The sequence below is a fragment of the Mycobacterium sp. E2497 genome, assembly GCF_001668695.1.
Lineage (GTDB): Bacteria > Actinomycetota > Actinomycetes > Mycobacteriales > Mycobacteriaceae > Mycobacterium.
Map to the genome: position 1 here is coordinate 22,820 of NZ_LZKD01000225.1, position 9,759 is coordinate 32,578.

The window sequence follows — 9,759 nt, forward strand, 5'->3', positions numbered from 1 at the left end:
AGAGGTCCGCTAAAGATCGATGTCGGCGTCGAGGTGCACGTCCGGCTCACCGCCGGCGGCGGTGAACGCGGTCAGGGCACGCACCAGGCCGTGGCGCTCCGCCGGTGGCATCTGCTCCACGATGGTCGCGATTTCGGCCCGCCGGTACGCGGTCACCTGACGGACGACCTCCCGCCCCCGCTTGGTCAGCGCGGCCAACAGCTCGCGCCGCGAAGTCGGGTGCGGGAGGCGGTCGATCAGCCCGGCCGCAACCAGGCGATCGACCATCCGTCCGGTGGCGGACGGTTGCACCCCCAGCAGACCGGCCAGCGTGGCCAGGTTGACCGGACCCCGGTTGGACAGGATCACCAGCGTCCGGAACTGCGAGATGGTGATCGTCTCGTCCACCTGCCCGATCGAGCGCGCCGAAATGGCAACCAGCAAGCGGGAAGCCGTCAGCAAAGCGTCGGTGATCACGTCCAGCGACTCGTCCGCCGTCGTCGCGTTGTCCGCTGCCATGTCGGCCCTTCTCCGGATCCTCTCCGGCCTGTCGGCGGCTAAAGAACAGGAAGTGTAACAACCGTTAATGAAGTAGTCAGGAACTATTTCCGACGCATACTATCCCCTGGGTCAGGATTTGGCGAGGTCACCCGATGTGCAGGGGATCGATCTGCACCCGGACCGGCTCGTGGGCCTGACGGGCGGACAGCACGCTCACACCGCGGCGCAGCGCCGCGGCCAACGCCAGCCCCTGGTCGCGGCGGGCGCGCACCAGCATCCTGGTCACCGGCACGCCGGCCGGCGTCCCCGGCGGGCGGCGTACGCCCGCCGGCAAATCGACCGGCCCCAGCACGTCGGCCCCCTCGGGCAGCCCGGCCTCCTCGAGCAGCGCCGCGACCGCCTCGGCGGCGCCGTCCAGGGCCGCCATGTGCACGCTCGGGGGCAGACCCACTTCGGTTCGAGCCGCCAGGTCCGCCTCGGCGTGACCGACCGGATCCCAGCGGATCAGCGATTGCACTGTGGGAATGGACGATTCGGCGACCGCGAGCACCACCCCGCCGTCGCCGCGGGCACGCACCAGCGCCGCGGCGCTCATCCAGCGCCACAGCGCGTCCTCGGCGGCGCGCAGGTCCTGCCGGCCCAGCAGCGCCCAGGTATCGAGCAGCAGCGCGGCCCCGTAGCCGCCCGCCGCGGTGGGTTCCGCCCCCGGTGTCGCCACCACCAGCGCCGGGGCGGCGGCGACCTCCGGCACGACGCCCTCTCCCGACGAGGTGACCACGGTGGTGCCGGGGAAGGCGCGCCCGAGTTCCTCGGCGGTGCGGCGGGCCCCGACGACGACGGCGCGCACCGCGTCGGACCCGCAGCGCGCGCAGCGACGCGTCGGGTCGATACGCCCGCACCACCGGCAGACCAGTGCGGGGCCGCCCTCCTGCAACGACAGCGGCCCGGTGCAGTGCCGGCACCGGGCGATGGCCCGGCAGCGCGCGCAGGCCAGCGACGGGACATACCCGCGCCGCGGCACCTGCACCAGCACCGGCGCCCCCGCCTGCAGCGACGAGCGCGCGGCGCGCAGCGCGATGGACGGGATGCGCGCCGTACGCGCGGCCGGGTCGCGCTCATCCGCGTAGCCCGTGTCGTCGAGGGCGGCCACCCGCGGCGTGCGGGCGCGCACCACCGCCCGGGCCGCGACGATGTCGTGCGCCCACCCGCTGCGCACCAGCGCCTGCGCCTCGGCGGTACGCGCATAGCCCCCGATCAGCGCCGCACACCGCGCCTGATGCGCGCGCAGCATCGCCACCTCGCGCGCGTGCGGGTACGGCGCCCGCGGCTCCGAGAGGCTGTCGTCGGCGTCGGCCCACACCATGACGAGGCCCAGGTCGCTCAGTGGCGCGAAAACCGCGCTGCGCGTGCCGATCACCAGCCGGGCCTGACCGCGCAGCGCCGCCAGCCACCGCCGGTAACGCGCGGCCGGACCCAGCCCGGCAGACAGCGCCACCACGCCGTTCTCGTCGATCCGCGCGGTCGCGGCCCGCCACAGCGTGTCCAGATCGCGCTGGTCGGGCACGATCGCCAGCACCGCACGCCCGGCGCGGATGGTCTGCGCGGCGGCCTCGGCGAATCGGTCCGCCCACGACTCCCCCGGCAGCACCTGCCAGACGGCCCGCGCGGCCCGCGATTCCGCCAGGGCGTCCAGGAACTGCGCGCCCCGGCCGTAGGACTCCCACGCCGCCGGGTCGACGGGCGCGGGTACCGGCAGCCGGTGTGCGGTCGCCGCTTCCCGCTCCACCCGCGCGTGCCGGGCCGGCACGGCCAGGCGCAGCACGTCCGGCCGGGTGCCCGCGTAGCGCGCCGCCACCGCGTCGACCAATCGGCGGATCTCGGGGGTCAGTACCGGTTCGGGCGACACGACACGGTCCAGCCAGCCGAGCTTGCCGTGGTGGTCGGTGTCATTGCGGCGCTCGAGCACGAACGCGTCGACCAGCCGGCCGTGAAACCGCACCCGCACCCGCACGCCCGGCTGGGCGTCGTCGGACTGCTCGGCCGACACCAGGTAGTCGAACTCGCGGTCCAGGTGCGGCACCGAGAGCATCGGCAGCACCCGTGCGATGGGTTCGACCTGAACGGGCGTGGGCGCGCCGACGGTCAAGGCGCCCGCTGGTATCGAAATACTATGTCGTTCAATGGCTTTACCGTCCGGTTCGGAAGCGGTCAGCTTTCGGTCGACCCCGGGGAGCCGGCGTCGGCCGGTGCCTCACGACCGAAGAAGAACCCGGCCGTCATCAGGATCAGCGCCGCGGCGTAGGACCACCAGATCGGCACGGCCAGCGCCTCGTTGCCCAGGATGAAGCGGCCGACGGCGATCAGGGAGTCGGAGGCCGCGAAACACACCGCCCCCACCGCCGTCCAGATCGTCGGCAACCGCGCCACCAGGGCGGCACACACCATCGCGGTCAGCACCACGATGTAGGCCGTCACCGGAAGCGCCAGCTTGTTCAGGTGCGGCCAGAACCACGCCAGCAGCGCGACGGTGGCCACGCACATGGCGACCACGGCGGCGATGCGCGGCTTCGACGCGCGCCGCGCCGCCAACGGCACGAGCGCCCCCAGGAAACACAAGTGCGCCAACAGGAATGCGGCCAGGCCCACCACGAAGGACGGCGTCCACCACGGGACCGCCAGCGCCCAGTCGCCGACGGCCGACAGCAGCAGCGCCGGCATCAACCACCGCCGCTCGCGGACGATCGCGTGGCCCGCCGCCGCGGTGGTCAGCAACAACGCCATCGACGCCTTGAACAGCGGCTGCAGCGCCCAGTGCCCGGTCAGCTCGGTCCCCGGCGGCGAGCCCAGCGCCAGCACCGTCAGGTAGACGCCGTAGCCGAGGGCCGCCCAGCCGGCCACCACCCAGCCGCCGACCACCAGTCGAGGTGCGTACGGTACGTCCATGCCAAGCTTGGACAACACAGCCGACGATAAGCCCGCGATCGACCCCATCCTGCAGAAGGTACTGGATGCGGTTCCCTTCCGGCTATCCACCGACGACGGTGTCGACGCCGCCAGGCAGCGGTTCCGCGACCTGCCGCGCCGGGCGCTGCACCCCGAGCTGCGCGTCGAGGACCGGGCCGTCCCCGGCCCGGCGGGATCGATCGGCGTCCGGATCTATTGGCCGCCAAGCCATTCGCAAGACGCCGCGGCGCCGGTCGTGCTCTATTTTCACGGCGGCGGCTTCGTCGTGGGCGACCTGGACAGCTACGACGGCACCGCGCGCCAGCACGCGGTCGGCGCCGACGCGATCGTGGTGTCGGTCGACTACCGGTTGGCGCCCGAGCACACCTATCCCGCCGCCGTCGAAGACGCTTGGGCCGCAACGCTTTGGGCCGCGGAGCGCGCCGCCGAGCTGGGCGGTGACCCGAATCGGATGGCCGTGGCCGGGGATTCGGCCGGCGGGACCATCAGCGCCGTGGTCGCACAGCGGGCGCGGGACAGCGGCGCGCCGCCGATCGCGTTCCAGCTGTTGTGGTACCCGTCGACCATGTGGGACGCCACGCTGCCGTCCTTCACCGAGAATGCCGGCGCGCCGATCCTCGACGTCAAGGCCGTCGCCGAGTTCTCGCGTTGGTACGCGGGCGACGTCGACTTGTCGGCCCCGCCACCCGGTATGGCGCCCGGCCGGGCCGATGACCTGTCGAACCTGCCTCCGGCCTACATCGCCGTCGCCGGCTACGACCCGCTGCGCGACGACGGCATCCGCTACGGCGAGCTGCTGGCCGCCGCCGGTGGGGCCGTCGAAGTGCACAACGCCGAGACGCTGGTGCACGGCTACCTCGGTTACGGCGGTGTGGTGCCGGCGGCCACCGCCGCGATGGAACGCGGGCTGGCGGCCCTGCGGACCGGGCTGCGCGGGTGAATCCGGAGCGTACGGTGAATCCATGACGGAGCCCACCTTCGCCCGCCCGGGCATCGATCCGGCGTTCAAGGCGCTGCTCGACGCCTTCCCGATGACCTTCAGCGCCGCCGACGGGGTGGAGGTCGCCCGAAAGCGGCTGCGGCTGCTCAAGGTACCGACCGAAATGCTCCCCGACCTGCGGATCGAGGACCGCACGATCGGCCACGGCGAGCTCGCCGACATCCCCGTGCGCATCTACTGGCCGCCCCTGGAGCCGCAGGAGGCGCTGCCCGTCGTCGTCTTCTACCACGGCGGCGGGTTCTGCCTGGGCGGCGTGGACACCCACGACCCCCTCGCCCGCGCGCACGCCGTCGGCGCCGAGGCCATCGTGGTGTCGGTGGACTACCGGCTGGCCCCCGAGCATCCGTTCCCGGCCGCGGTCGACGACGCCTGGGCGGCGTTGCAGTGGGTGGCCGCGCACGCGGCCGAGCTGGGCGGCGACCCGGACCGTATCGCCGTCGCCGGCGACTCGGCCGGCGGCAACCTGGCCGCCGTGATGACGCACCTGGCCAGCGAGAACGCCGGCCCCGCGCTGAGTTTCCAGCTGCTGTGGTACCCGGTCGTCACCGCCGACCTGTCGCTGCCGTCGTTCACCGAGAACGCCAACGCGCCGATCCTGGACCGCGACGTGATCGACGCCTTCCTGTCCTGGTACCTGCCGGACATCGACCTCAGCGACCCGACGGCACTGCCCGTCACGCTTGCCCCGGCGAACGCGACGGACTTGTCCGGGTTGCCGCCCGCCTACATCGCGACCGCCGAACACGATCCGCTGCGCGACGACGGGGCCCGCTACGCCGAGCTGCTGGATGCCGCCGGTGTGCCGGCCGAGCTGAGCAACGAGCCGGACCTGGTGCACGGCTACGCCAGCTTCGCCATGGTCATACCCGCGGCCGGCGACGCCACCGACCGCGGACTGGCCGCGCTGAAGAAGGCACTACACCCTTAGTCGACCCCTAGGCGGCGAACGATGAGCAGCACACCCGATTACCACACGCTGATCGTGGGCGCCGGCTTCTCCGGGATCGGCGCCGCCATCAAGCTCGACAACGCCGGACTTCCCGACTATCTCGTCGTCGAGGCGGGCGACGGCGTGGGCGGGACCTGGCACTGGAACACCTATCCCGGTATCGCCGTGGACATCCCGTCGTTCTCCTACCAGTTCTCCTTCGAGCAGAGCCCGGACTGGTCGCGGACGTACGCGCGGGGGCGCGAGCTCAAGGCGTACGCCGAACACTGCGTCGACAAGTACGGCCTGCGGTCGCGAATCCGGTTGAACACCAAGGTGCAGTCGGCCGAGTTCGACGACGAGCAGTGCCTCTGGCGGGTGCAGACCGATCCCGGGGGCACGGTCACCGCCCGGTTCCTGATCAGTGCGTGCGGCGTCCTGACCGTCCCCAAGCTCCCAGACATCGACGGCGTGGACAGCTTCGGCGGCGTCACCATGCACACCGCGCGCTGGGATCACGACCAGGACCTGAGCGGCAAGCGCGTCGCGATCATCGGCACCGGCGCCTCGGCCGTCCAGGTCATCCCCGAGATCGCACCGATCGTCAAGCGGCTCACCGTGTTTCAGCGCACCCCGATCTGGTGCTTCCCCAAGCTGGACGTCGCGTTGCCCGCGCCGGCCCGGTGGGCGATGCGGGTCCCCGGAGGCAAGGTCGTGCAGCGGCTACTCAGCCAGGCCTTCGTCGAAGTCACCTTCCCGATCTCCGCGCACTACTTCACGGTGGTGCCGCTGGCCAAACGGATGGAGTCGGCCGGGCTGGCCTATCTGCGCAAACAGGTGCACGATCCGGCGGTGCGCGACCAGCTCACCCCGCGTTACGCCGTCGGCTGCAAACGCCCGGGCTTTCACAACGAGTACCTGGCCACGTTCAACCGCGACAACGTGCGGCTGGTCACCGAGCCGATCGACAAGATCACGCCCACGGCGGTGGCCACCACCGACGGCGAGGACCACGAGGTAGACGTGCTGATCCTGGCCACCGGGTTCAAAGTGATGGACCCCGACGACGTCCCGACGTTCGCGGTCACCGGAAGCGGCGGCAAGTCGCTGAGCCGGTTCTGGGACGAACACCGGCTGCAGGCCTACGAGGGTGTCAGCGTCCCCGATTTCCCCAACCTGTTCACGGTGTTCGGCCCCTACGGCTACGTCGGCTCTTCGTATTTCGCGCTCATCGAGACGCAGACCCACCACATCGTGCGCTGCCTGAAGCGCGCCGAGCGTGAGGGTGCGACGCGCGTCGAGGTCACCGAGGAAGCCAACGACCGCTACTTCGCCGAGATGATGCGCCGGCGGCACCGGCAGATCTTCTGGCAGGACAGCTGCCGGCTGGCCAACAGCTACTACTTCGACAAGAACGGCGACGTGCCGCTACGCCCCACCACCACGGTGGAGGCCTACTGGCGCAGCCGGCGGTTCGACCTCGACGACTACCGGTTCACCAACGCCGGCGCGCCCTAGACGGCGCGCTTGAGGTCATCGACCTTGTTGAGCTGCTCCCACGGCAGCTCGATGTCGGTGCGGCCGAAGTGGCCGTACGCGGCGGTCTGCGCGTAGATCGGGCGCAACAGGTCCAGGTCGCGGATGATGGCGCCGGGCCGCAGGTCGAAGACCTCCGGGACGATCTTCTCGATCTTGACCGGGTCGACCGTGGCGGTGCCGAACGTCTCCACAAACAGGCCGACGGGGGCGGCTTTGCCGATCGCGTAGGCCACCTGAACCTCGACCCGCTCCGCCAAACCGGCGGCGACGATGTTCTTGGCCACCCAGCGCATCGCGTACGCGGCCGAGCGGTCCACCTTGGACGGATCCTTGCCGGAGAAGGCGCCGCCGCCGTGGCGGGCCCATCCGCCGTAGGTGTCGACGATGATCTTGCGGCCGGTCAGCCCCGCGTCGCCCATCGGGCCGCCCAGGACGAATTTGCCGGTCGGGTTGAAGAGCAGCCGCGTCTGCGAGGTGTCCAGCGTGTCGTGCGCCAGATCATCGAGCACGGTGTTGACCACCTTTTCCCGGAGGTCGGGGGTCAGGGTCTTCTCCAGGTCGATGTCGGCCGCGTGCTGGGTGGAGATCACCACGGTGTCGAGCCGGACGGGGACGTTGTCTTCGTATTCGATGGTGACCTGCGTCTTGCCGTCCGGGCGCAGGTACGGCAGCACACCGTTCTTGCGCACCTCGGTCAGCCGCCGGGACAGGCGGTGGGCCAGCGCGATGGGTAGCGGCATGAGTTCGGGGGTGTCGGCGATCGCGTAGCCGAACATCAGGCCCTGATCGCCGGCGCCCTGGGCATCCAGCGGGTCCCGCTCACCTTCGACCCGGGCCTCGTAGGCGGTGTCGACGCCTTGGGCGATGTCGGGCGACTGGGCGCCGATGCCGATGTTCACCCCGCACGACGCCCCGTCGAAACCCTTGTCCGACGAGTCGTAGCCGATCTCGAGGATGCGCTCGCGGACCGTGTTGGTGATGTCGGCGAACGCCTCCTTCGCCGTCGTCGTCACCTCACCGACGACGTGCACCTGACCGGTGGTGACCAGCGTCTCCACCGCGACACGTGAGCGGGGGTCCTGCGCCAGCAGGGCGTCGAGAACCGAGTCGCTGATCGCGTCACAGATCTTGTCGGGATGTCCCTCAGTCACCGACTCACTGGTAAACAGGCGACCCTTTTCGCTCACAATCTCAACCCTTCCGAATAGTTAGTTAACCGAATTATATCGGCTGGCATGGTGCCGGCCGGCACCTGGCCTGGCGCCACAGGGAAACCGAACCGTATTACCCGCCGCCGTGCAGGAACGCGCCGATCGCATCCACGATACGACTGGCCATCAGCGTCTTGGAACCGTGCTGCAGCGCGGACTCGGTGCCGTCGGCGGCGAGCAGCCACCCGTCGTTGCTGTCCACCTCGAACGCCCTGCCGTCGCCCACCGCGTTGACCACCAACAGGTCGCAGCCCTTGCGGCGCAACTTGGCGCGGGCGTGGAAGAGCACGTCGCCGTTGGCGTCGCCGGTTTCCGCGGCGAATCCGACGATGGCCCGCATGTTGGGCAGTTCGCCGTGGGCGCGCGCCCGCACGGCGCCGGCCAGCACGTCGTCGTTGCGCACCAGCTCGATCACGGGCGGCTCGTCCCGGTCGTCCGGACCCTTTTTGATCTTGGCGGCGGAAACCTGTGCGGGCCGGAAGTCGGCGACGGCCGCCGCCATCACCAGCACATCGGCCGCCGGGGCGTGCTTGGCCACCGCGTCGCCGAGCTGCTCGGCGGAGCTGACGTGGACCACCTCGACGCCGGCGGGATCGATCAGTCCGGCGGTGTGCCCGGCGATCAGCGTGACCTCGGCGCCGCGCTGGGCGGCGACGCGGGCCACCGCATAGCCCTGCTTGCCCGAGCTGCGGTTGCCGATGAAACGGACCGGGTCGATCGGCTCGCGGGTGCCGCCGGCGGTCACCAGCACCTTGCAGCCGGCCAGGTCGTAGGGAAGCGCGTCGTGGCGTTCGAGCAGCAGCTCAGCCAGCGTGGTGATCTCCTCGGCCTCGGGCAGCCGTCCCGAGCCGCTGTCGGCGCCGGTGAGCCGGCCGAACGCGGGTTCGAGCACCACGGCTCCGCGCCGCCGCAGGGTGGCCACGTTGTCGACGGTGGCCGGGTGCAACCACATCTCGGTGTGCATCGCGGGCGCGAAGAGCACCGGGCAGCGCGCGGTGAGCAGGGTCGCGGTCAGCAGGTCGTCGGCGCGGCCGTGCACCGCGCGGGCCAGCAGATCCGCGGTGGCCGGGGCCACCACGACCAGGTCGGCCTTCTGGCCGAGCTGGACGTGCGGCACGTCTGGGACGTTCTCGAAGACCCCGGTGTGCACCGGCTGGCCGGACAGCGCCTCGAACGTGGCGGCCCCGACGAACCGCAGCGCGGATTCGGTGGGGATGACCCGCACCCGGTGACCGGCCTCGGAGAGCTGACGGACGACCGTGCACGCCTTATAGGCGGCGATACCACCGGAGACGCCGACGATGACGTTTTTCGCGACCCGATCGCGGTTGTCCACAGCGCGCCCGGCCCAGCCTGTTACTCGCCCTCGGTGTGCTCGAGCAGGTCGGCGTGGATCTCGCGCAGCGCGATCGACAGCGGCTTCTCCTGCAGCCCCGGCTCGACCAGCGGCCCGACGTATTCGAGGATCCCCTCGCCGAGCTGGTTGTAGTAGTCGTTGATCTGCCTGGCGCGCTTGGCCGCGTAGATGACCAGGGCGTATTTGCTCGACACGCGGTCCAGCAGCTCGTCGATGGGCGGGTTGGTGATGCCCAGCGGGGTGTCGTAGGCGCGTTGTCCGCCCGCCGACGGGTCGAACC

General features: G+C 71.1%; 9 protein-coding genes. 3 read left to right on the forward strand and 6 right to left on the reverse strand.

Annotation, left to right across the window (positions count from 1 at the left end; genetic code table 11):
- Positions 1-9 precede the first annotated feature (9 nt).
- From A5713_RS20500 to A5713_RS20510, 3 genes are all read right to left on the reverse strand, one after another.
- Positions 10-498 (reverse strand): MarR family winged helix-turn-helix transcriptional regulator, encoded by a 489-nt coding sequence (locus A5713_RS20500; RefSeq protein WP_067928491.1) that lies wholly within the window; start codon positions 496-498, stop codon positions 10-12.
- A 127-nt stretch (positions 499-625) separates the two neighbouring features.
- Complete coding sequence (locus A5713_RS20505; protein ID WP_068098181.1) at positions 626-2,569, reverse strand: primosomal protein N'; 1,944 nt, start codon at positions 2,567-2,569, stop codon at positions 626-628.
- A gap of 119 nt (positions 2,570-2,688) precedes the next feature.
- Positions 2,689-3,423: a lysoplasmalogenase gene (locus tag A5713_RS20510; RefSeq protein WP_068098177.1), complete on the reverse strand. Its 735-nt coding sequence runs from the start codon at positions 3,421-3,423 to the stop codon at positions 2,689-2,691.
- Between A5713_RS20510 and A5713_RS20515 the strand changes: the two genes are divergently transcribed.
- The 3 genes from A5713_RS20515 to A5713_RS20525 are packed head-to-tail and all read left to right on the forward strand — an operon-like array spanning position 3,422 to position 6,890.
- Positions 3,422-4,384, forward strand: a complete 963-nt coding sequence (locus A5713_RS20515) for an alpha/beta hydrolase (RefSeq protein ID WP_067928496.1) — start codon at positions 3,422-3,424, stop codon at positions 4,382-4,384. The genes A5713_RS20510 and A5713_RS20515 overlap by 2 nt on opposite strands.
- Before the next feature lie 22 nt (positions 4,385-4,406).
- Positions 4,407-5,372, forward strand: a complete 966-nt coding sequence (locus tag A5713_RS20520) for an alpha/beta hydrolase (protein ID WP_067928498.1) — start codon at positions 4,407-4,409, stop codon at positions 5,370-5,372.
- Between the two features lie 21 nt (positions 5,373-5,393).
- Positions 5,394-6,890, forward strand: coding sequence for an NAD(P)/FAD-dependent oxidoreductase (locus A5713_RS20525; RefSeq protein ID WP_068098178.1), 1,497 nt, complete (start codon positions 5,394-5,396; stop codon positions 6,888-6,890).
- Here the strand turns inward: A5713_RS20525 and metK are convergent.
- The 3 genes from metK to rpoZ all read right to left on the reverse strand — a co-directional run.
- Positions 6,887-8,098: a methionine adenosyltransferase gene (gene metK / locus A5713_RS20530; protein ID WP_067928504.1), complete on the reverse strand. Its 1,212-nt coding sequence runs from the start codon at positions 8,096-8,098 to the stop codon at positions 6,887-6,889. The two genes, A5713_RS20525 and metK, sit on opposite strands and share 4 nt — an antisense overlap.
- Before the next feature lie 97 nt (positions 8,099-8,195).
- A complete protein-coding gene (gene coaBC / locus A5713_RS20535; protein WP_068098179.1) occupies positions 8,196-9,458 on the reverse strand; it encodes a bifunctional phosphopantothenoylcysteine decarboxylase/phosphopantothenate--cysteine ligase CoaBC in 1,263 nt (420 codons plus the stop codon).
- A 20-nt stretch (positions 9,459-9,478) separates the two neighbouring features.
- The coding region (gene rpoZ, locus A5713_RS20540) for a DNA-directed RNA polymerase subunit omega (RefSeq protein WP_067928512.1) at positions 9,479-9,759 on the reverse strand (281 nt) is incomplete at its 5' end.

Bases quoted from the DNA above. Each gene is read 5' to 3' on its own strand.
- A5713_RS20500 (WP_067928491.1), bottom strand. From the start codon at position 498: ATGGCAGCGGACAACGCGACGACGGCGGACGAGTCGCTGGACGTGATC.
- A5713_RS20505 (WP_068098181.1), bottom strand. From the start codon at position 2,569: ATGCTCTCGGTGCCGCACCTGGACCGCGAGTTCGACTACCTGGTGTCG.
- A5713_RS20515 (WP_067928496.1), top strand. From the start codon at position 3,422: ATGCCAAGCTTGGACAACACAGCCGACGATAAGCCCGCGATCGACCCC.
- A5713_RS20510 (WP_068098177.1), bottom strand. From the start codon at position 3,423: ATGGACGTACCGTACGCACCTCGACTGGTGGTCGGCGGCTGGGTGGTG.
- A5713_RS20520 (WP_067928498.1), top strand. From the start codon at position 4,407: ATGACGGAGCCCACCTTCGCCCGCCCGGGCATCGATCCGGCGTTCAAG.
- A5713_RS20525 (WP_068098178.1), top strand. From the start codon at position 5,394: ATGAGCAGCACACCCGATTACCACACGCTGATCGTGGGCGCCGGCTTC.